The sequence below is a fragment of the Cupriavidus gilardii genome (assembly GCF_008801915.1).
Lineage (GTDB): Bacteria > Pseudomonadota > Gammaproteobacteria > Burkholderiales > Burkholderiaceae > Cupriavidus > Cupriavidus gilardii.
The window spans coordinates 96,597-117,786 of the sequence record NZ_VZOV01000006.1 but is presented as its reverse complement, the minus strand read 5'-3'; the positions used below and the strand labels follow the sequence as shown (position 1 = coordinate 117,786).

Genomic DNA, 21,190 nt, shown 5'->3' with positions numbered 1-21,190 from the left:
CGGGGCACCGCATCGAACCATCGAAGCGGGCCCCGGTTTTTTGTTGGTCCCCGCGTAGGCGTACGTCCGATACCGGCCGCGCCGCCTTCGCTGTAAACGGGTTGTTCGGGGTTTGCCGTCGTTGCCCTCGCCTGCCGCGGGACGGCGAGGCGGGCCAACCCGCTTTCCGAAGTTTCCGATTTCCTCTGACACCGTTAAAGACGAAGACGACGTGCATCCATCCGAAGTCTTGTTCCAGGGCGAAGCCGTACCGGTCCAGCTGCCGGTCTGCGACCACTATGCCGGCAGCGAGAAGCTGATGCGCAAATCGCTGGCGCTGCAGCAGGAGCTCGGCCCGGTGTTCGACCTGACCCTCGATTGCGAGGACGGCGCCGCGGTCGGCAGCGAACGCGAGCACGCGCAGCTGTGCGCGCAGCTGATCAACAGCCCGCTGAACCTGTTCAACCGCGTCGGCGTACGCATCCACGACCCGGCCCATCCGAGCTGGGGCGACGACGTCGATATCCTGGTGGCCGGCGCCGGCGCGCGGCTGGCCTACGTGACGGTGCCCAAGGTCACCGACGTGGTCGAGGTCGCGCGCGTGACCGACCGCGTCAACCAGGCCGCGCGCGCGGCCGGCATCGCCCGCCATATTCCGATCCACGTGCTGATCGAAACCCACGCGGCGCTCGAGCAGGTGTTCCGCATCGCCTCGCTGGTGCAGGTCGAATGCCTGAGCTTCGGCCTGATGGATTTCGTCTCGGCGCATCACGGCGCGATCCCCGGCGAGGCGATGCGCTCGCCGCAGCAGTTCGAGCATCCGCTGGTGCGCCGCGCGATGCTGGAGATCGCGGCCGCATGCCATCGGCACGGCAAGGTGCCGTCGCACAACGTCAGCACCGATATCCAGAACCCCGAGCGCGCCGGCGAGGACGCCCGTCGCGCCCGCGCCGAACTGGGCTTCCTGCGCAAGTGGAGCATCCATCCGGCGCAGATCGGACCGATCGTGCGGGCCTTCCAGCCGGGCCACGACGAAATCGGCCTGGCCAGCGCGATCCTGCTGGCCGCCCACGAGAACAACTGGGCGCCGATCCGGCACGACGGCGAGCTGCACGACCGCGCCAGCTACCGCTACTACTGGGCGCTGCTGCAGCGTGCCCACGCGACCGGCGCCACGCTGCCGGCCAATGTGACGGAACTGTTTTTCGGCTGAGCCGGCTGCCGGGCCCACGACCGGAGCCATCGCAGCCATCGCGAAAGACGGTGCGCCGGCGGTCCGGCAAATCGGAGAGAATAGCGGCGCCGCGTCCGGGGCGAATCCGGACCGGCATGCCCCCAAGGCCAACAACAACAAGCGCGACAGCGCAGAATCCGCAGACTCAGACCTGCAATTTCCGCATCCACCCATCATCTCGAGGAAGTATCCGATGAAACACCTCCTGCTCGCCGCCTGTCTCGGCGTCTTCACGCTGTCGGCCGGCAGCGCCGCCATCGCCCAGGAAACCGCCAAGAAGGCCAGCACGGCCAAGAAGAGCGCCGCCAAACCGAAGGCCAAGGCCAGCAGCAAGAAGCGCACGACCAAGGCCGCGGCCGCCGCGGCCCCGGTGGTGCCGGAAGGCGAGAAGTGGCAGTGCGAACTCGGCAAGTCGCTGTACGTCGCCGGCAACATGCTGCGCGACGAAGTGATCACCGTGCACTGGGACGGCCGCAACCACCGCCTGCCGCGCCAGGCCACGGTGACCGGCGCCGACCGCTATTTCGACCCGCAATCGGGCCTGGACCTGGTGGTGATCCCGAGCAAGGCCATGCTGTTCGACCGCAACCACGGCCAGCGCCTGGCGGACGAGTGCCAGACCTCCGCGATGCTGGCCGGCGCCGCCGCGCCGACCCAGTCCGGCGCGCTGCGCGCCCCGGTGACCAAGCCGCTGCTGGTTGCGCCGTCGGCGCCGGCCCAGGGCAGCGAGCCAGGCGCGACCGCCCCGGCCGCTCCGGCAGCGCCGGCAGCCGCGGCTCCGGCCGCCGGCGCCACCGAGCAGCAAGCGGCGCCGCGCCAGTAAGACGCGGCACCCGGCCCCGTGGGTCATGCCCGCGGGGCCACGCAGCACCACACCGAGGGGAAGTGTCGTGTCCGCAGCCAATCCGCATCTCCATTCCAATCCCGGGCCGGACCTCCGCCCCGAGCCGGACCGGGTACTGGTCGACATCGCCGACTATGTGACCCGGTACCAGGTCAAGAGCGCCCTCGCCTGCGACACCGCCCGCAACTGCCTGATCGACACGCTCGGCTGCGGCCTCGAGGCGCTGTCCTATCCCGCCTGCACCAAGCTGCTCGGCCCGATCGTGCCCGGCACCGTCGTGCCGAACGGCGCCCGGGTCCCCGGCACCCAGTTCCAGCTCGACCCGGTACAGGCCGCCTTCAACATCGGCACCATGATCCGCTGGCTGGACTTCAACGACACCTGGCTGGCGGCCGAATGGGGCCATCCGTCCGACAACCTCGGCGGCATCCTGGCCACCGCCGACTGGCTGTCGCGCCAGCGCGTCGCGGGCGGCAGGAAGCCGCTGACGATGAAGGACGTGCTGACCGCGATGATCAAGGCCCACGAGATCCAGGGCTGCATCGCGCTGGAGAATGCGTTCAACAAGGTCGGGCTGGACCATGTGGTGCTGGTCAAGGTCGCCACGACCGCGGTGGTCGCGCAGATGCTGGGCCTGTCGCGCGACGAGATCGTCAATGCGCTGTCGCTGGCCTGGGTCGACGGCCAGAGCCTGCGCACTTATCGGCATGCGCCGAACACCGGCAGCCGCAAGAGCTGGGCCGCCGGCGATGCCACCAGCCGCGGCGTGCGGCTGGCGCTGATCGCCAGGACCGGCGAAATGGGATATCCCTCGGTGCTGACGGCCAGGACCTGGGGCTTCTACGACGTGCTGTTCGACGGCAAGCCCTTCCGCTTCCAGCGTCCGTACGGCTCCTACGTGATGGAAAACGTGCTGTTCAAGATCTCGTTCCCGGCCGAATTCCACGCCCAGACCGCGGTCGAAGCCGCGATGACATTGCACGGGCTGCTGAACGCCATGGGCCGCGGCGCGGCGGAGATCCGGCGCGTGACCATCCGGACCCACGAAGCGTGCCTGCGCATCATCGACAAGAAAGGGCCGCTGGCCAATCCCGCCGACCGCGACCATTGCATCCAGTACATGGTCGCGGTGCCGCTGCTGTTCGGCCGTCTGACCGCCGAGGATTACGAGGACAGCGTCGCCGCCGATCCGCGCATCGATGCGCTGCGCGAAAAGATCGTCTGCGTCGAGGATGCCGGCTTTACCGCCGACTATCACGATCCGGACAAGCGCTCGATCGCCAATGCGCTGACGGTGGAGCTCGCCGACGGCACGGTACTGCCCGAGGTCGCGGTCGAATATCCGATCGGGCACCGGCGCCGCCGCGAGGACGGCATCCCGCTGCTGGTCGAGAAATTCCGCACGAACCTGGCGCGGCGCTTTCCGCCGAAACAGCAGCAGGCGATCCTCGACGTGTCGCTGGACCAGGCGGCGCTGGAGGCCATGCCGGTGCACGAGTACGTCGATCTGTACGTCATATAGCGCCGTCAACAGTGGTATCGGCGCCGGCGCGGCATCCTGGGGGTCGCCGTCCGGCGCCTCGGGTAACCATCCCAAGATGTGATTTGTTACGCTCTTTTACTGGTATAGCATGCGCAAAGGCCCAAGTGGCGTGCGGGTTGCCCGCGCCGAAGGTGACGCATAAAGTAATGCTGATGCCGTCACGCCGGGCCCGCGGTAGCCGGTGGCCGCTGCCACGTGAAGCCGACGCGCACCAGGTTCGCACAACGTCCCGCACGAAGTCCCGCAAACAGCACCTCTTCGATTGGAGTCAGGCAATGCCCCACAACTTGAACGACACGCTCAAAGAATTCCAGATCGGCCCTTCCGCGAAGGGACAGTTCTACTCGCTGCCGCAGTTGGGCAAGGCCCTGGGCGTCGCCATCGAGCGCCTGCCGGTGTCGATCCGCCTGGTGCTCGAGTCGGTGCTGCGCAACTGCGACGGCAAGAAGGTGACCGAGGAACACGTGCGCCAGCTGGCCAACTGGGACCCGAACGGCGCGCGCGTCGACGAGATCCCGTTCGTGGTCGCCCGCGTGGTGCTGCAGGACTTCACCGGCGTGCCGCTGCTGGCCGACCTGGCCGCGATGCGCAACGTCGCCGAGAAGATGGGCCAGAACCCGAAGAAGATCGAGCCGCTGGTGCCGGTCGACCTGGTGGTCGATCACTCGGTGCAGGTGGACCACTTCCGCGAGAAGAAGGCGCTCGACCTGAACATGCAGCTCGAATTCCAGCGCAACAACGAGCGCTACCAGTTCATGAAGTGGGGCATGCAGGCGTTCGACACCTTTGGCGTGGTGCAGCCCGGCTTCGGCATCGTGCACCAGGTCAATCTCGAATACCTGGCGCGCGGCGTCCATCAGAAGGAAGGCGTCTACTACCCCGACACGCTGGTCGGCACCGACTCGCACACGACGATGATCAACGGCATCGGTGTGGTCGGCTGGGGCGTCGGCGGCATCGAGGCCGAGGCCGGCATGCTGGGCCAGCCGGTCTACTTCCTGACGCCGGACGTGGTCGGCGTGGAACTGCAGGGCAGGCTGCGCGAGGGCGTCACCGCCACCGACCTGGTGCTGACGATCACCGAGATGCTGCGCCGCGAGAAGGTGGTCGGCAAGTTCGTCGAGTTCTTCGGCGAAGGCACCGCCAGCCTGTCGGTGCCCGACCGCGCCACCATCGGCAACATGTCGCCGGAGTACGGCGCGACCATGGGCTTCTTCCCGGTCGACGAGAAGACCATCGACTATTTCCGCGGCACCGGCCGCACGCCGGAGGAGATCGCCGCGTTCGAGGCGTATTTCCGCGCGCAGCAACTGTTCGGTGTGCCGCGCGCCGGCGAGATCGACTACACCAAGGTGCTGACGCTGGACCTGTCGACGGTGGCGCCGTCGCTGGCGGGCCCGAAGCGTCCGCAGGACCGGATCGAGATCGGCAACGTCAAGCAGACCTTCGCCGACCTGTTCAGCAAGCCGGTCGCCGAGAACGGCTTCAGCAAGGACCCGGCCGACCTGGAGCGCGTCTACAAGACCTCGGACGGCATTTCGGTGCGCAACGGCGATGTGCTGATCGCCGCGATCACCTCGTGCACCAACACCTCCAACCCCAGCGTGATGCTGGCCGCCGGCCTGCTGGCCAAGAAGGCGGTGCAGGCGGGCCTGAACGTGGCCCCGCACATCAAGACGTCGCTGGCCCCCGGCAGCCGCGTGGTGACCGAATACCTGAAGGCCGCGGGCCTGCTGCCGTACCTGGAGAAGCTGGGCTTCGGCGTCACCGCCTACGGCTGCACCACCTGCATCGGCAATGCCGGCGATCTGGCCCCGTCGCTGAACGAGGCCATCGTGCAGAACGACCTGGTGGCCGCCGCGGTGCTGTCCGGCAACCGCAACTTCGAGGCGCGCATCCATCCGAACATCCGCGCGAACTTCCTCGCGTCGCCGCCGCTGGTCGTGGCCTATGCGATCGCGGGCAACATCCTGTGCGACCTGATGACCGAGCCGCTGGGCAAGGGCAGGAACGGGCGCGACATCTATATCGGCGACATCTGGCCGACCTCGGACGAGGTCAACGCGCTGATGCGCTTCGCGATGGACGAGGAGACCTTCAAGGACAACTACGAGAAGGTCAAGAAGCCGAGCACGCTGTGGGGCAAGATCAAGGGCACCTCGGGCCAGGTCTACGACTGGCCGAAGTCGACCTACATCGCGCAGCCGCCGTTCTTCGAGAACTTCACGATGGAGCCCGACAGCGGCGCGCGCAGCATCCGCGGCGCCCGCGCGCTCGGCATCTTCGGCGACTCGGTGACCACCGACCATATCTCGCCCGCGGGCTCGATCAAGGACACCTCGCCGGCCGGCAAGTACCTGCTCGAGAACGGCGTGCTGAAGGCCGACTTCAACAGCTACGGCTCGCGCCGCGGCAACCATGAGGTGATGATGCGCGGCACCTTCGCCAATGTCCGCATCAAGAACCTGATGATCCCGCCGCGGGAAGACGGCACCCGCGTCGAGGGCGGCTACACGCTGTTCCAGCCGTCGGGCGAACAGCTGTCGATCTACGACGCAGCGATGCGGTACATCGCCGAGGGTACGCCGACGGTGGTGTTCGGCGGCGAGGAATACGGCACCGGCTCGTCGCGCGACTGGGCGGCCAAGGGCACGCAGCTGCTGGGCGTCAAGGCGGTGATCGCGCGCAGCTTCGAGCGGATCCACCGCTCGAATCTGGTCGGCATGGGCGTGTTGCCGCTGCAGTTCAAGGGCGAGGACAGCGCCCAGTCGCTGGGCCTGACCGGCACCGAGACCTTCGACATCGAAGGCATCGAGGGCGAACTGCGGCCGCAACAGGACGTCACGCTGGTGATCCACCGCGACGGCGGCCAGACCCAGCGCGTGCCGCTGCTGCTGCGCATCGACACGCCGATCGAGGTCGACTACTTCAACCACGGCGGCATCCTGCCGTTCGTGCTGCGGCAGTTGCTGGTGGCGTAAGCGCCGCGCCATGGCTCCCGGTTGCGGTTGACCGGGGCGCCATGGCGCCGTCATGAATTTGTCACGAAGCCGCCATGCTTCGGTCATGGTTCGTCATGGCCGCTTCAGCGCTGCTCCGGGCCGCCATGTAAGTTCCACGCAAGACTGCGCTGCCACACTCGGTCTCATCCACAGAACAGCGCGGCCCCGCCCCGGCGGCCGCCAACGAGACCTAGGAGACAAAGCATGGCCAAGATCCTGATCGCCTTTATCGTCATTGCCGGCGCCGCCCTGATGCTGCTGATGCAGGGAGGCGGCGACGTCTCGATGGGTGGCGAGCAACACGGCACCGAGACGCACGCGCCGGCCTCGGGCGAGGCCAAGACCCAGAAGTGACCCGGCAGCCCTGACGGGCTTGTGTCAAGGCGGACACCGTTCCGATGCGTCGCGCGGCGATACCGCGCCGGTCCAACAGGGACACGCTGCACGCCCCGACGGATGCGGGAAGATGCAGGCGACGCCGACACGCCGATCATGCGGGCGCATGCCAGACCCATCAGGGTTTGCCCATGCGTTCGCTGGGCCGTGTCAACGCAACGAGTAGAATACCGTTTTACCGAAAAACGGATGAACTCAGCATATGGCAGGTTTTCGCCCCAAGGCCTCTCAACGACTGTCGCCGGACGCGGAGCGTCTCGTCGCCGATGCGCTCGCACTGGATGCGTCGGGTAGCCGCATGGAGGACGCGTATTGGGAACGGCGCCTATCGCAACGCCTGGGCCGGCTGCTGAAAAACGGCAGCCAATCCGCGCTGGACGCCGCGCTCGAGCATCTGTTCAAGCACAACGTCGACGCCTCCGACGTGCTGGCCGAGCAGGCCGAGACGCTGGCGGAGTCGGCCACGGTCGAAATCGACGGCGTGCGTTACGACGCGCTGCTGATCGCGGCGCCGATCCTGGCCCACACCCGCTACGCGATTCCGTCGGGCGCGCTCAAGCCCGAGCAGGCGCAGACGCTCGCCGTGCACCTGCAGGCCCATGTGCTGGCCTCGAATGCGCGGATGGCGCTGTCGCCGTATCTGTACAGCATCGACCAGCTGCCGCGCACCCATAGCGACACCTTCGCGCTGACCCACAAGCTGATCTCGGCCGCGCTGGCCGGCGTCGCGCCCAAGGTCGATCTGCGCGACCTGCCCGAGACCGCGCCGATCCTGGCCGACCCGCGCTATCTGCTGGCGGTGGTGGTCGCCGAGCACGAGCAGCCGTTGTTCCGCTGGCAGGAGGAATCGAAGGAACACCACGCCGAGCGCTCGGTGTGCCTGGAGCAATGGCGCACGCAGGTCCAGCCCTCGCTGGCGCTGCTGCTGCCCGGCTGCGAGTTCGAGCTGCTGCTGCCCGACGCCTTCTTCCTGTCGTGCCGCGAGTCGGACAAGAGCATCCGTCCGCTGACGGTGCGCGCGGCGGTCAACTACCTGTGCGGCACGCTCGATATCACCGCCGGCCAGCTGGCCGCGGTCACCGCGGCCTTCGGCGAGGACGAGGTCGAGGAATACCGCGTCGCGTTCACGATGCGCGGAGAGAAGGACGTGATCTACGGCATCGTCTGGCCGGTCTACGGCCGCGAGTCGGGCGAGATCGACGACAGCGGGCAAGGCAATCCGCTCGAACAGATCTGCGAGGAACTGCGCAACGCCGGCGTCGACGACATCTTCCGCCACGCGTCGCTGTTCGATCCCGAATACTGCGAGGACTGCGGCACGCCGCTGTACGCCGACCGCTCCGGCGAGATCGTGCACGCCGAGCTGCCCGAGGACGCGCCGACGCAGCAGCCGCTGTTCCACTGAGGTTTCGCATCCGGTCGTCCCCGCGCAGGCGGGGACCCAGCGTCTTGCGAACCACCGCAGTCACTGGAACCCCGCTTTCGCGGGGACGACAGACAGGTCCACGGCCCGCAGCGATGCGGGCCGTTTTCATTGGGGCGCCGGCCCCTCGCTGACGCAGCGCCACAGCGGGTGGCCCGAGGCCCGGTACTTGCGCTCGAACGGCGTCATCGGCTGTTCCGGATGCCACGGCTCGGTACGCGCGGGCCGGCCCACCAGCGCCAGCGCCTGCGCGAATTCGTCGATATAGACGGGCCAGTTGCTGCGGCACTCCAGGTAGTCGCCGCAAGCGGCCAGCGCGGGAAACACCGCATGGCCGTGCCAGCGCCGTCCCAGGTGACCGATCTTGGGCCACGGATTCGGATACAGCACGTAGTGGCGCGCCACCGCAATGCGGTCGCGCTGCAGCAGGCGCCAGACATCGACCAGATCGGCGCGCGCCCAGACGAAGTTGCCCGGCAGCGCGCCCTGCCACCAGTCCTTGCCGGCCGTCAGCCGCTTCTCCGACTGATCGACGCCGATGACGAAGTGGTCGGGATGTGCCTGCGCCAGCCGCAGCGTGCTTTCGCCGACGCCGCAGCCGGCATCGAGAATCAGCGGCGCCCCGCCGGCCGCCTGCCAGCTCGCCAGCGCCGCATCGAGCGCGCGCCGGCTGACCTCGCCGATCGGCTTGCGGAACGGCTCGGCGAGATGACGGGCGACGCGGGTGGCGAGCTGCTGGTGGGCATCGGTCTGGGCCGATGCGATCGGACGGGAGTTGGCGAACATGGGCGCGATTCTACCGGGCGCGCTCCGGTCGGCACGCTTTGCCGCCGGTGCGCTTCGATGGTCGCACTTCGCCGATCGCGCTTCGGGGGCTGCGCTTCGGTGGGTGCGCTTCGGTGGGTGCGCTTCGGGGGTGCGCTTCGGGGGTGCGCTTCGGGGCTGCGCTTCGGTGGGTGCCCTTCGGATGAGTGCGTTGTGCCTGCCCGCCCGGACGCCTGCGGCCGCCATAAGCATATGACGCACGCATCGCACGCGCCCCGCGATTTATCGGCACAATGCGCAACAAAGCCATCCGCGAACCCGCCTGCCCGCCTCGGCCGCAGCAGCAGCAGCAGCAGCAGCAGCAGCAGCAGCCACCGCGCAGGCCCGTACCAGGAGCCAACGAACGATGCCGCACCGCCAACGCCCTCTTCACCAGTCCCGCCAGACCACCCCTGCCCTGCCGTCGCGCCGCGGCTGGCTGCAGGCCAGCGCCGCGCTGCTGGCCACGCTGGGCGCGAGCGCGGCCTTCGCGCTGCTGCCGGCCGGCGCCGCGCAGGCCGAAGACCTGCGCATCGGCCTGGCGGCCGACGTCACGTCGATGGACCCGCACTGGAACAACGCCGGGCCCAACAACGCGATCGCGCTGCATATCTTCGAATCGCTGGTGTTCATGGACAAGAACGCCCGCTACATCCCGGGGCTCGCGCTATCGTGGAAGCCGATCGACGCCACCACCTGGGAAATCAAGCTGCGTCCCAACGTCAAGTGGCACGACGGCGCGCCGTTCACCAGCGAGGACGTCAAGGCGTCGCTGCAGCGCCCCGAGAAGCTGACCAACGCGCCGGGCTCGTTCACCAGCTACACCAAGCCGATCGCGCGGATCGATACGCCCGACCCGCTGACGGTGCGGCTGACGATGAACGTGCGCAACTACGCCAACCTCGCCAACGACCTGAACAGCGTACCGATCATGCCCAAGCGCATCGCCGCCACGCTGAACCAGACCGACTTCGACAGCGGCAAGGCGATGATCGGCACCGGGCCGTTCAAGTTCGTCCGCTTCGCGCGCGGCAGCGAGATCGTGATGGAGCGCAATCCGGACTACTGGGGCCCGAAGCCCGAGTGGGACCGCGCGGTGTTCCGCATCATCACCGACAGCGGCGCGCGCACCTCGGCGCTGCTGGCCGGCGATGTCGACGTGATCGAGAGCGTGCCGTCGGCCGACGTGGCGAAGCTGAAGAAGGACGCACGCTTTCGCATCGAGCAGCAGGTCTCGTGGCGCACGATCTTCTGGCAGATGGACCAGTCGCGCGACAACCCGCCTTATGTGACCGACCGCGCCGGCAAGCCGCTCGGCAAGAACCCGTTCAAGGACGCGCGCGTGCGCGCCGCGATCAGCCACGCGCTGAACCGCGACGCGATCGTCTCGCGCATCATGGAAGGCCTGGCGGTGCCGGCCTCGTCGATCGTCTCGCCGCAGATCTTCGGCCATCCGGGCACCAGGCCCGACGCCTACGATCCGCAGCGCGCCAGGCAGCTGCTGGCGCAGGCGGGCTACCCCGACGGCTTCGGCCTGACGCTGCATGCGACCAACAACCGCTACCTGAACGACGCGCAGGTGGCGCAGGCCACCGCCAGCATGCTGACGCGCATCGGCATCCAGACCAAGGTGGAGACGATGCCGGTGGCGGCCTACTTCACGCGCGCGCGCCAGGGCGATTTCTCGTTCCAGATGCTGGGCTGGGGCTCGGCCGCGGCCGACGTCGCGCTGCGCTCGATCACGGGCACGCCCGATCCCAAGACCGGCTACGGCACGTGGAACTGGGGGCGCTACAGCAATCCGCAGCTGGACAAGCTGATCGAGACCTCGCTGACCACGATCAGCAGCGACAAGGCGCGCGAGGAGAACGCCCGCGCGGCGGCGAAGTTCGCGCTGGCCGACCACGCCATCATTCCGTCGCACAGCCAGCTGGCGATGTGGGCGATGCGCAAGGGCATCCGCTACGAAGCACGCACCGACGAATGGTCGCTGGCGCAGTTCTTCCACAAGGAATAGCGACAGGCGGCTCCCGAATCAGGCGGGCAGGCGCCCCTCTTGGGGCAGAGGCCAACGGCGGTCCAGACACTACCGCAGTCGAAAACCACCTCCCTCTCCCCAACCCTCTCCCCCTGAGGGGAGAGGGAGAACACCATCAGGCGGGATCGAACGCGCTGCCGCGTCAAATCCGCAAGCGCGCCTCCTGCCGCGCGTTCGCGCGGCGCAGGCCCTTGACCCATTGCCGCGCCGGCAGGCCGGTCGCTTCCTGCACCACGCGCGCGCGCTGGTCCAGGCTCTCCCAGTCGATATCGATCGGCGGCCCGTTGAACGCCAGCGCGATCACGTTGCCGTCATGCACCTCCGGGAACACCAGCACGCGATCGTCGAAGGCCTCGCAGATCCGCACGATGTTCTTCGGAAAGCTGTCGTGGTCGCCGAACAGGTTGATCGTCATCACGCCGGGGTCCTTCAGCACGCGCCGGCAGGCCTTGTAGAACGCCGTGGTGTCGAGCACCGGCCCGCGCGCGGTGGCGTCGTACAGGTCGACCTGCAGCACGTCATGCGCGGCGGTGCTGGCGGGGTCCATCACATAGTCCCAGGCATCCTGCTCGCGCACGGTCAGCCGCGCATCGTTCTCGCGCAGGCCGAACATGCTGCGGCCGGCAACGATCACCGCGGGATTGAGCTCCACCGCAGTGACACGCGCCTTGGCGAAATGCCGGTGGCAAAACTTCGTCAGCGAGGCCGCGCCCAGGCCCAGCTGCGCGATATGGAAATCGGCTTGCGACGGCGACAGGAACAACAGCCAGGCCATCATCTGCTGCGCGTACTCCAGCTCGATCGCATCGGGCTTGCGCAGCCGCATCGCGCCCTGCACCCACTCCGTGCCGAAATGCAGATAGCGCACGCCGTTCCACTCGGAGAAGGTCACCGGCGCAAAGCGCGGCGTCATCCGTTTCTCGTCGCTCGGGTCACGGTCGGCGGCCGTGTCGCGATCGTGGCGGCGCGCGGCGCGCTCGCGTTCGCCGCGCGCGGGGCGGCGCGAAGCCACGGCTTCGATCGATTTTCTTTTCAACAGGGTCATGGGTCGGCAATGCGGTCGGCAATGCGGTCCGCAACGCAGTCAGCAATGCGGCGGGCTACGGAAAGACCGCCCCATTCGAAGAGGCGGTCGGCGTCAATCACGGCCGCGATTGTGACAGAAGCGCGCGCCACAGCTCCAGTTTCTGCTCGAAGGTGCGCGCGGCATGGGCGGGGCTGGACGAAGGCAGCACCACGGTCTCGTAGCCGGCCGCGGCGAATTGCGGCGCGAAGCGGCCCGAGGTGCCGCCGTTGAAACCGACGCGGCGCAGCGCCGGCGCCAGCTGCCGCAGGCGCTCGAAGTCGTTGGCCTGCGGGTGGCGGATATTGGAATCGAGACTGCCGGGCCGCACGCAGGCGCCCAGCACGTCCCAGATGCCGACGCGATGCGCCAGCACGCGCGTCAGCCGTTCCGCATAGGGCAGCTCGGGCAGCGGCTCGCCGAGCAGCGCCCCCAGCAGCGGCCAGAACTGGTTGCGCGGATGCGCGTAGTACTGGCGCGCGGCCAGCGACGCCGCGCCCGGGAAGCTGCCGAGGATCAGCACGCGGGTATGGCGGTCGATCACCGGCGGCAGGCCCTGCTGCAGGTCTGCCGGTGCCGCCTCCACTGACCCGCCGCGCCGGGCCGGCATCAGGCCAGCAGCTTGTTGATCCGCTGCACGTAGGCGGCGGGGTCTTCCAGCATGCCGCCCTCGGCCAGCAGCGCCTGGTCGAACAGCACGTGGACGCGGTCGGCGAAGGCGTCGGCATCGCTCTCGCCAAGCTGGCGCAGCTTGCCGACCAGCGCGTGCGACGGGTTCAGCTCGAGGATCGGCTTGGTTTGCGGCGCCTTCTGGCCGGCCTGCTTCAGCAGCCGCTGCAGATAGCCGCTGATCTCGCCCTCGTCCGACACCAGGCACGAGGCCGAGTCGGTCAGGCGCAGCGTCACGCGCACGTCCTTGGCCTTGTCTGCCAGCACCTCCCTGGCGCGCGTCAGCACGTCCTTCCATTCGTCCTCGGCCTTCTGCTGCTCGGCCTTTTCCTCTTCGTCGGCCAGCGCGCCCAGGTCCAGGCCGCCGCGCGCGACCGACACCAGCTCCTTGCCGTCGAACTCGTTCAGGAAGGACAGCATCCATTCGTCGACGCGGTCCGTCAGCAGCAGCACCTCGATACCCTTCTTGCGGAACACCTCCAGATGCGGGCTGGCCTTGGCGGCATTCCAGGTGTCGGCGGTCACGTAGTAGATCTTGTCCTGCCCTTCCTTCATGCGGCCGACATAGTCGGCCAGCGACACGGTCTGCTCGGCCGAATCCTGATGGGTCGAGGCGAAGCGCAGCAGCCTGGCGAGACGCTCCTGGTTCGCGGTGTCCTCGCCCAGGCCTTCCTTGAGCACCTGGCCGAACTGCTGCCAGAAGCTCGCGTACTTGTCGCGCTCGGCCTGGTCCTCGCTGTCGGCCATCGCTTCGAGCATCGACAGCACGCGCTTGGTGCTGCCTTCGCGGATCGCCTTGACGTCGCGGCTTTCCTGCAGCAATTCGCGCGACACGTTCAGCGGCAGGTCGGACGAATCGATCACGCCCTTGACGAAACGCAGGTAGTTCGGCAGCAGCTGCTCGGCATCGTCCATGATGAAGACGCGCTTGACGTACAGCTTCAGGCCGCCGCGATGGTTGCGGTCCCACAGGTCGAACGGCGCGCGCGCCGGGATGTACAGCAGCTGCGTGTATTCGTTGCGGCCTTCGACGCGGTTGTGCGTCCATGCCAGCGGCTTCTCGTGGTCGTGCGCGATGTGCTGGTAGAAGGCGACGTACTGCTCCTCGGTGATGTCGCTCTTGGCCCGCGTCCACAGCGCGCTGGCCTGGTTGACGCTCTCCCACTCGTCGGTGCGCTTGTACGCGCTGGTGTCGGCGTCCCAGACCTCCTTGGGCATGCGGATCGGCAGCGAAATATGGTCCGAGTACTTGCGGATGATGTCCTTGATCTTCCATGCCGACAGGAAGTCGTCCTCGCCCTCGCGCAGATGCAGCGTGATCGCGGTGCCGCGCTCGGTGCGCTCGATCGCATCGACGGTGAACTCGCCGTCGCCGGCGCTCTCCCAGCGCACCCCCTCGGAGGCGGCCAGGCCGGCGCGGCGGGTCTCGACGGTGACGCGGTCGGCCACGATGAAGGCCGAGTAGAAGCCGACGCCGAACTGGCCGATCAGCGCCGCGTCCTTCTGCTGGTCGCCCGACAGCTGCTCGAAGAATTCCTTGGTGCCCGAACGCGCGATCGTGCCGAGGTTGCGGATCGCCTCGTCGCGGCTCATGCCGATGCCGTTGTCGGTGATCGTGATGGTGCGGGCCTTGCTGTCGGTCTCGATGCGGATCGCCAGGTCGGCGTCGTTCTCGAGCAGCGCGGGATTGGCGATCGCCTCGAAGCGCAGCTTGTCGGTGGCATCCGAGGCGTTCGAGATCAGCTCGCGCAGGAAGATCTCCTTGTTGCTGTACAGGCTGTGGATCATCAGATGCAGCAGCTGCTTGACTTCCGCCTGGAAGCTCATCGTCTCGTGCGTGGCGTTCATGGTTCTCCTCGTCAATGAATCCCGGCGCCGCCGCCGCGCAAAGGCGGCAGCGCCCATCGTTCGGTCCGGTGCGCCGGGGTGGGTGGCATGGCGGCGCCGGTGGCGGCCAGATAGGGACGCCCCGGCGGATTTTCAAGTGGCGGCCCGGCGCTCGAGGCGGCCGGGGCGGCCGCGGGCTACAGCCGGTCCAGCTGGCGGGCCAGGAAATCCAGCATCTGCGGATCGTGGCCGCAGGCGACGTTGAAGCGCATCCAGCCCGACGGCAGCTGCGACGGCGAGAACAGGCTGCCGGGCGCGAACAGATAGCCCTCCTCGTGTCCGGCGGTGGCGATCGCGTTGGTATCGCGGCCGGTATCGGCCCACAGGTACATGCCGGCATGCTGGCCGGGGAACAGCGTCAGCCCCAGCTTCTCCAGCGCGTGCCGGGTCTCGTCGCGGGCGCGCTCGAGGCGATTGCGCACGCGCTCGACGTGCTTGCGGTAGTGGCCTTCGGTCAGCACCTTGTACAGCACGCGCTCGTTGATCTCCGGCGTGGCCAGCCCGGCCAGCAGCTTGGTGTCGGTCAGGCTCTGCGCCAGTTCGGGGCGCGCCGCGACGAAGCCGACCCGCAGATTGGCGGCCAGCGTCTTGGAGAAGCTGCCCAGGTAGATCACGCGGCGCAACTGGTCCAGGCTGGCCAGCCGCGTGGCCGGATGGCCGGGCGGGCACAGGTCGCAGTAGATGTCGTCCTCGACCACCAGGAAGTCGTACTGCTCGGCCAGCCGCAGCAGCTGGAAGGCCTTGGCGGCCGACAGCGAGGTGCCGGTCGGATTGTGCAGCACCGAATTGAGGACCAGCAGCCGCGGACGATGGGCCTGCACGATGCGCTCCAGCGCTTCGAGGTCAGGACCCTCGGCCGTGTACGGCACGCCGATCACCTGCGCACCCTGGGCGGCGAAGCGCGCGAACATCACGAACCAGGCCGGATCGCCGACCAGCACCGGATCGCCGGGACGAACATAGAGCCGCGCGATCAGGTCCAGTGCCTGCGTGATCCCGGAAGTCAGCACGATCTGCTCGGGCGCGGCGCCGATTTCCAGCTCCGCCAGCCGCGTGCGCAGCTGCTGGCGCAGCGGCAGGAAGCCTTCGGGCGTGCCGCTGGCCAGGAAATGGCTGCCCGGCTGGCGCGCCAGGCCGCGCAGCGCGCTGCCGATCAGTTCGCCGTCGAGCCAGTCGTTGGGCAGGAAGCCCAGGCCCGGCGCCTTGCGCGGCTCGGCACGGTGGAACATGTTGCGCAGCAGCCAGGGCACGTCGATGTTGCGCGACGCATGCGGCGCCGTCGAGGCGCCCTCGGCTGGCAGGCCGGTGCCCGGGCCGGGGCCGATCGACGGCCCGCGCTCGCGCACGAAGAAGCCGGAGCCGCGCCGCGATTCCAGATAGCCCAGCGCGACCAGCCGGTCATAGGCCTCGACCACGGTAAAGCGCGAGATGCCCTTGTCCTGGGCGAGCTGCCGGATCGAAGGCATGCGCATGCCGGGGCGGAACACCCGCTCCTCGATCCGCATCCGCGCCCATTCGGTCAGCTGCCCGACCAGCGTCATCTGCGCAGAGGGCACCGGGTCCGGCAGGCTGTCCGCTGCCGACAGCTCGCCCGATGCCGGAGGGGCCGACGGCAGGACCAGCCGTAGCGGACGGCGGCTGGCGGCGCGCGCCGGCCTGCCGGCCGCCTCGGTCGCTTGCCCGGCCGGCGGCGCTTGCCCGGTCTCGCCGTGCGGCGACCCGGCCTGATTTCCTGTTTCCATGGACGGCCCCCGAAAACTGTACTGAGGATCAGCAGAATAACTGTATCGGTACTGTACCGACAACCTTGTCTAACATCGACACACGATAAAAGCCGGTCCGGCGTCACCCGGCGCAGCGGCGCCGACTGTCCGGCCGGCAAGGCCATGCCGCGACAGGCCGCCGCACCGGTACAGGCCCCGGCGGACGACCCATACCGATCCAGATAACCCGCACCCGCACGACAGGAGACTCCCGATGTCCGACACCCCGTTGCCGCCGACGCGCAAGCGCTTCGACGAGGACGCCTATCTCGACCGCTGCGACGCCACCGTGCTCGCGGTACTGCCCGAAGGCATCGTGCTCGACGAAACCGTCTGCTACGCGCGCAGCGGCGGCCAGGCTGGCGATACCGGAACGCTGACCCTGGCCGACGGCAGCACGATCGCGCTGGGCGAAACCCTGTACGCGGCCGACCGCAGCGCGATCCTGCACGTGCCCGCGCTCGACCAGCCGCTGCCGGCGCTGGCCCCGGGCGAGCGCGTCACCGTCGCGATCGACTGGGCGCGCCGCCATCGGCTGATGCGGCTGCACACCTGCCTGCATCTGCTCGGCTCGCTGATCCCCGTGCCGGTGACCGGCTGCAACATCAACCCGGACACGGCGCGGATCGACTTCGATCTGCCCGAATCAACGCTGGACAAGGCCGAGCTCAGCGAGCGGCTCAATGCGCTGATCGCCGCCAATACGCCGGTCCGGATCGACCGCATCACGCCGGAGCAGCTGGCGGCCGAGCCGGAACTGGTACGCACCATCGGCGCGGCGCCGCCCGCGGGCACCGGCCAGATCCGCATCATCGAGATCCCCGGCATCGACCGGCAGCCCTGCGGCGGCACCCATGTTGCCGCGGTCGGCGAGATCGGCCCGGTGGCGGTGACCAGGATCGAGAAGAAGAGCCGCACCAACCGGCGCGTGGTCGTCAACTTCGCCGAGGCGGGCGGACAGGCCGCGGCTGCCCAGGCCGGCTCCGACGCCAGGCCGGCGCGCGCCGCGGCATGAGTGCGATGCCGATGGATGCCGCGCCGGCCGGCTGGCTCGCCGGGCTGAGCGTGACGCAGTTTGCCGCGCTGCTGTCGCTGATGACGGTCGGCCTGTTCACACCGGGACCCAACACCACCATTGCCGCGGTGACCGGGGCCAATTTCGGCCTGCGCGCGACGCTGCCGCACTGCATCGGCGTCGCGCTCGGCTTTGCCAGCATCCTCGCGCTGTGCGCGGCCGGCGTCGGCGCGCTGATCGTGGCCAGCCCGGTGCTGGCCACGATCGTCCATCTGGCCGGCGTGGCCTATCTGCTGTGGCTGGCCGCGAAGATCGGCCGCAGCGCCGCGCTCAGCGAGCGGCAGGTGCTGGCGCCGCTGTCGGTCTGGCAATCGGTGGCGCTGCAGTACGCCAACATCAAGGCCTGGATGCTGGCGCTGGCGATCGCCGCCTCCTACATGTCGGGCGCCGCGTCGCCGCTGCAGCGCGGCCTGCTGGTGTGCGCGGTGTTCGGCGTGTTCGGCTTTCTGAGCAACGGCGCCTACGGCGCGATGGGCGCGTCGCTGCGCCAGTGGCTGCAGGTCGGCCAGCGCATCCGCTGGTTCAACCGCGCGATGGGGTTGGCGCTGGCCGCCACCGCGCTGTGGATCGCCTTCGCCGGGCGGCCCGCGCTTTCTTGACGCTGCACAAGCGGCCCCGCATGAACGCCACCAGGACCCTGTCATGACGCAACGCGACTCCGCCGCGACCTGTTCATCGCGCGCGGCCATGCCGGCCGACACCCCGAGCGGCGGCATGCTGCTCGGCTTCATCGGCGTGGCGATCTTCAGCCAGACGCTGCCTTTTACGCGGATGGCGGTGGCCGAGCTCGACGCCACCTTCGTCGCGCTGGCCCGCGCGCTGGTCGCCACGCTGCTCGCCTTGGCGCTGCTGTGGCAACGCGGCGCGCTGTCGGCGGCGCGCCGCCCGCGTGGCGGACAATGGTTGCGGCTTGCCGTGACCGCGCTGGGCGTGGTGATCGGCTTTCCGCTGTTCTCGTCGCTGGCGATGCGCGAGGTGCCGGCCAGCCATGGCGCGATCGTGATCGGGCTGCTGCCGCTGGCCACCGCGGTATTCGCCGCCTGGTTCGGCCGCGAGCGGCCGTCGACCGCATTCTGGGCCGCGGCGCTCGCGGGCAGCGCGCTGGTGGTCGGCTTCGCGCTGTGGCAAGGCGCCGGCGCGCTGCAGCACGCCGACTGGCTGCTGTTCGCCGCGATGGTACTGGGCGCGCTCGGCTACGCCGAAGGCGGCAAGCTGTCGCGCGAGCTCGGCGGCCTCGAAACGATCAGCTGGGCGCTGGTCGTCTCGCTGCCGGTGGTGCTGCCGACGGTCGCGTGGCTGGCCGCGCAGACGCTGCCGCAGATCGCCGCCGCGTCGGCGCGCGCATGGCTGGGCATGGCCTACGTCTCGCTCTTTTCGATGTTCATCGGCTTCGTCTTCTGGTACGCCGGACTGGCGAAAGGGGGCGTGGCCCGCGTCGGCCAGATACAATTGCTGCAGCCGTTCATGACGCTGGCCGGCGGCGCCTGGCTGCTGGCCGAGCCGCTCGACGCGCCCACCATCGGTTTCGCCGTCGCGGTGATCGCGGTGGTGGCGCTGGGCCGCCGCACCGCGGTACGCGCCGCGCCCGCTGCTGCCGCTACTGCCGCTGCCGCCGCGTCCACCGGCCTGCCGCCGGCACGATCCCGCTGAACCACCCCGAACTCTCGAGAAACAGGAGTCTTCATGTCCGTCTACGACACCCTCGCCCGCCTGGGCATCGAACTGCCGGCCGCCGGCGCCCCGGCCGCCGCCTACGTGATGGCCGCGCAGACCGGCAACACGGTCTTCCTGTCGGGCCATATCGCCCGCAAGGACGGCAAGCCGTGGGTCGGCAAGCTCGGCGACCAGCTGGGCACCGAAGAGGGCAAGGCGGCGGCGCGCGCGATCGCGATCGACCTGCTGGCGACGCTGCACGCGCATGTCGGCGACCTGAACCGCGTGACGCGCATCGTCAAGGTGATGAGCCTGGTCAATTCGACGCCGGACTTCACCGAGCAGCACCTGGTCACCAACGGCTGCTCCGAGCTGCTGGCCGAAGTGTTCGGCGACAAGGGCAAGCATGCGCGCAGCGCGTTCGGCGTCGCGCAGATTCCGCTGGGCGCCTGCGTCGAGATCGAGATGATCGTCGAGGTGCAAGCCGCCCAATAAGACCAGCCCCACCGTTTCAGGCGTGCGCGCCGCGCATCGCCACATCGATTTGACCGACATCGCGCGGCGCCGCCGCGCGAGAACCACACAAGAGACCATCATGCATTGGGCCATCTCCCGCCGGGCGCAACAACTGACCAGCTCGGCCATCCGCGAAATCCTCAAGGTCACCGAGCGTCCGGAAGTCATTTCGTTCGCCGGCGGCTTGCCGTCGCCCGCGACCTTCCCGGTCGCCGCGATGGAACAGGCGGTGGCCCGTGTATTCGCCGACAACCCGCACGCCGCGCTGCAGTACACCGCCACCGAAGGCTATCTGCCGCTGCGCGAATTCATCGCGCGCCGTCACGGCGTCGATGTCGAGCGCGTGCTGATCACCACCGGCTCGCAGCAGGCGCTGGACCTGCTGGCCAAGGTGCTGATCGATCCGGGCAGCCCGGTGCTGGTCGAGACGCCCAGCTATCTCGGCGCGCTGCAGGCCTTCTCGCTGTTCGAGCCCGAGTTCGTCTCGCTGCCTAGCGACGACCAGGGCCTGCAGCCCGAGGCGCTGACCGCCGAGCTGACCGCGGGCGCGCGCTTCCTGTACGCGCTGCCGAACTTCCAGAACCCGACCGGCCGCCGCATGCCGCTGGAGCGCCGCCAGGCGCTGGTGCAGCGCGCCCGCGAACTGAACGTGCTGCTGATCGAGGACGATCCCTACGGCGAGCTCAGCTACACCGGCAACCAGCTGCCGACGCTGCTGTCGATGAACCCGGACGGCGTGATCTACATGGGCTCGTTCTCCAAGGTGCTGGCCCCGGGCCTGCGTCTGGGCTACGTGATCGCCCCGCCCGATCTGCATTTCAAGCTGTGCCAGGCCAAGCAGGCCTCGGACCTGCATACGCCGAGCTTCACCCAGCGCGTCGCCTACGAAACCATCCGCGACGGCCTGCTCGATACGCATATCCCGACCATCCGCGAGCTGTACGGCAGCCAGTGCCGCTACATGCTGGACGCGCTGTCGCGCCACATGCCGGCCGGCGTCAAGTGGAACCAGCCCGAGGGTGGCATGTTCATCTGGATGTCGCTGCCCGAGGGGCTGGACAGCATGGCGATCCTGCAGGAGGCGGTCAAGCGCAATGTCGCCTATGTGCCCGGCGCCCCGTTCTTCGCCACCAATCCGCGCCAGAATGCGCTGCGGCTGGCCTTCGTCACGGTGCCGCCCGAGCGCATCGAGCAAGGGGTGGCGATCCTCGGCAAGCTGTTCGCCGAGGCCATCGCGGCGCAGGCCGGCCAGGCCAGGGCCGCCTGATCGGGATCGACAGGCCGCGGCACCGTCCAGAACA

Annotated in this window: 17 protein-coding genes; 12 read left to right on the top strand and 5 right to left on the bottom strand. The window is 68.8% G+C overall.

What is annotated here, in order from left to right; all coding sequences use genetic code 11:
• Positions 1–211 precede the first annotated feature (211 nt).
• The 6 genes from F7Q96_RS10200 to F7Q96_RS10180 all read left to right on the top strand — a co-directional run bounded on the left by F7Q96_RS10200 (position 212) and on the right by F7Q96_RS10180 (position 8,403).
• Positions 212–1,192 (top strand): HpcH/HpaI aldolase/citrate lyase family protein, encoded by a 981-nt coding sequence (locus F7Q96_RS10200; protein WP_053822197.1) that lies wholly within the window; start codon positions 212–214, stop codon positions 1,190–1,192.
• A 214-nt stretch (positions 1,193–1,406) separates the two neighbouring features.
• Complete coding sequence (locus F7Q96_RS10195; RefSeq protein WP_151022589.1) at positions 1,407–2,036, top strand: hypothetical protein; 630 nt, start codon at positions 1,407–1,409, stop codon at positions 2,034–2,036.
• A 67-nt stretch (positions 2,037–2,103) separates the two neighbouring features.
• Entirely contained in the window at positions 2,104–3,579 is a 1,476-nt protein-coding gene (locus tag F7Q96_RS10190; RefSeq protein WP_053822198.1) for a bifunctional 2-methylcitrate dehydratase/aconitate hydratase, read from the top strand.
• 296 nt (positions 3,580–3,875) lie between these two features.
• Positions 3,876–6,581, top strand: a complete 2,706-nt coding sequence (gene acnA, locus F7Q96_RS10185; protein WP_053822199.1) for an aconitate hydratase AcnA — start codon at positions 3,876–3,878, stop codon at positions 6,579–6,581.
• A gap of 225 nt (positions 6,582–6,806) precedes the next feature.
• Entirely contained in the window at positions 6,807–6,956 is a 150-nt protein-coding gene (locus tag F7Q96_RS26805; protein WP_170265902.1) for a hypothetical protein, read from the top strand.
• 244 nt (positions 6,957–7,200) lie between these two features.
• A complete protein-coding gene (locus F7Q96_RS10180; RefSeq protein ID WP_053822200.1) occupies positions 7,201–8,403 on the top strand; it encodes a DUF2863 family protein in 1,203 nt (400 codons plus the stop codon).
• 126 nt (positions 8,404–8,529) lie between these two features.
• On the opposite strand, the gene trmB is transcribed toward F7Q96_RS10180, so the two are convergent.
• Positions 8,530–9,207, bottom strand: a complete 678-nt coding sequence (gene trmB, locus F7Q96_RS10175; RefSeq protein WP_170265901.1) for a tRNA (guanine(46)-N(7))-methyltransferase TrmB — start codon at positions 9,205–9,207, stop codon at positions 8,530–8,532.
• Positions 9,208–9,592: 385 nt separating this feature from the next.
• On the opposite strand from trmB, the gene F7Q96_RS10170 reads away from it, so the two are divergent.
• A complete protein-coding gene (locus F7Q96_RS10170) occupies positions 9,593–11,242 on the top strand; it encodes an ABC transporter substrate-binding protein (RefSeq protein WP_053822201.1) in 1,650 nt (549 codons plus the stop codon).
• Positions 11,243–11,405: 163 nt separating this feature from the next.
• Here the strand turns inward: F7Q96_RS10170 and F7Q96_RS10165 are convergent, their stop codons facing one another.
• From F7Q96_RS10165 to F7Q96_RS10150, 4 genes are all read right to left on the bottom strand, one after another.
• A complete protein-coding gene (locus F7Q96_RS10165) occupies positions 11,406–12,308 on the bottom strand; it encodes a class I SAM-dependent methyltransferase (protein ID WP_053822202.1) in 903 nt (300 codons plus the stop codon).
• 97 nt (positions 12,309–12,405) lie between these two features.
• On the bottom strand, positions 12,406–12,936 hold the full coding sequence (locus F7Q96_RS10160; RefSeq protein WP_053822203.1) for a DNA-deoxyinosine glycosylase: 531 nt from the start codon (positions 12,934–12,936) through the stop codon (positions 12,406–12,408).
• Entirely contained in the window at positions 12,936–14,843 is a 1,908-nt protein-coding gene (gene htpG, locus F7Q96_RS10155) for a molecular chaperone HtpG (RefSeq protein WP_053822204.1), read from the bottom strand. The genes F7Q96_RS10160 and htpG overlap by 1 nt, the downstream gene beginning before the upstream one ends.
• Positions 14,844–15,019: 176 nt before the next feature.
• Complete coding sequence (locus tag F7Q96_RS10150; protein WP_082371508.1) at positions 15,020–16,624, bottom strand: aminotransferase-like domain-containing protein; 1,605 nt, start codon at positions 16,622–16,624, stop codon at positions 15,020–15,022.
• Between the two features lie 235 nt (positions 16,625–16,859).
• Between F7Q96_RS10150 and F7Q96_RS10145 the strand changes: the two genes are divergently transcribed.
• The 5 genes from F7Q96_RS10145 to F7Q96_RS10125 all read left to right on the top strand — a co-directional run bounded on the left by F7Q96_RS10145 (position 16,860) and on the right by F7Q96_RS10125 (position 21,156).
• Complete coding sequence (locus F7Q96_RS10145) at positions 16,860–17,660, top strand: alanyl-tRNA editing protein (protein WP_082371509.1); 801 nt, start codon at positions 16,860–16,862, stop codon at positions 17,658–17,660.
• Positions 17,661–17,665: 5 nt separating this feature from the next.
• Positions 17,666–18,319, top strand: coding sequence for a LysE family translocator (locus F7Q96_RS10140; protein ID WP_082371510.1), 654 nt, complete (start codon positions 17,666–17,668; stop codon positions 18,317–18,319).
• 115 nt (positions 18,320–18,434) lie between these two features.
• Positions 18,435–19,370 carry a DMT family transporter gene (locus F7Q96_RS10135; protein ID WP_144425897.1) on the top strand — a complete coding sequence of 312 codons (936 nt, stop codon included), beginning with the start codon at positions 18,435–18,437 and terminating at the stop codon, positions 19,368–19,370.
• 33 nt (positions 19,371–19,403) lie between these two features.
• Positions 19,404–19,868: a RidA family protein gene (locus tag F7Q96_RS10130; RefSeq protein WP_053822206.1), complete on the top strand. Its 465-nt coding sequence runs from the start codon at positions 19,404–19,406 to the stop codon at positions 19,866–19,868.
• A gap of 100 nt (positions 19,869–19,968) precedes the next feature.
• The gene (locus F7Q96_RS10125; RefSeq protein WP_151022587.1) at positions 19,969–21,156 is read left to right on the top strand and encodes an aminotransferase-like domain-containing protein; all 1,188 of its coding nucleotides are present in this window, start codon (positions 19,969–19,971) and stop codon (positions 21,154–21,156) included.
• Positions 21,157–21,190: the final 34 nt, after the last annotated feature.

Bases quoted from the DNA above. Each gene is read 5' to 3' on its own strand.
- F7Q96_RS10195 (WP_151022589.1), top strand. From the start codon at position 1,407: ATGAAACACCTCCTGCTCGCCGCCTGTCTCGGCGTCTTCACGCTGTCG.
- acnA (WP_053822199.1), top strand. From the start codon at position 3,876: ATGCCCCACAACTTGAACGACACGCTCAAAGAATTCCAGATCGGCCCT.
- F7Q96_RS26805 (WP_170265902.1), top strand. From the start codon at position 6,807: ATGGCCAAGATCCTGATCGCCTTTATCGTCATTGCCGGCGCCGCCCTG.
- F7Q96_RS10180 (WP_053822200.1), top strand. From the start codon at position 7,201: ATGGCAGGTTTTCGCCCCAAGGCCTCTCAACGACTGTCGCCGGACGCG.
- trmB (WP_170265901.1), bottom strand. From the start codon at position 9,207: ATGTTCGCCAACTCCCGTCCGATCGCATCGGCCCAGACCGATGCCCAC.
- F7Q96_RS10170 (WP_053822201.1), top strand. From the start codon at position 9,593: ATGCCGCACCGCCAACGCCCTCTTCACCAGTCCCGCCAGACCACCCCT.
- F7Q96_RS10165 (WP_053822202.1), bottom strand. From the start codon at position 12,308: ATGACCCTGTTGAAAAGAAAATCGATCGAAGCCGTGGCTTCGCGCCGC.
- F7Q96_RS10160 (WP_053822203.1), bottom strand. From the start codon at position 12,936: ATGCCGGCCCGGCGCGGCGGGTCAGTGGAGGCGGCACCGGCAGACCTG.
- htpG (WP_053822204.1), bottom strand. From the start codon at position 14,843: ATGAACGCCACGCACGAGACGATGAGCTTCCAGGCGGAAGTCAAGCAG.
- F7Q96_RS10150 (WP_082371508.1), bottom strand. From the start codon at position 16,624: ATGGAAACAGGAAATCAGGCCGGGTCGCCGCACGGCGAGACCGGGCAA.
- F7Q96_RS10145 (WP_082371509.1), top strand. From the start codon at position 16,860: ATGTCCGACACCCCGTTGCCGCCGACGCGCAAGCGCTTCGACGAGGAC.
- F7Q96_RS10140 (WP_082371510.1), top strand. From the start codon at position 17,666: ATGCCGATGGATGCCGCGCCGGCCGGCTGGCTCGCCGGGCTGAGCGTG.
- F7Q96_RS10135 (WP_144425897.1), top strand. From the start codon at position 18,435: ATGCTGCTCGGCTTCATCGGCGTGGCGATCTTCAGCCAGACGCTGCCT.
- F7Q96_RS10130 (WP_053822206.1), top strand. From the start codon at position 19,404: ATGTCCGTCTACGACACCCTCGCCCGCCTGGGCATCGAACTGCCGGCC.
- F7Q96_RS10125 (WP_151022587.1), top strand. From the start codon at position 19,969: ATGCATTGGGCCATCTCCCGCCGGGCGCAACAACTGACCAGCTCGGCC.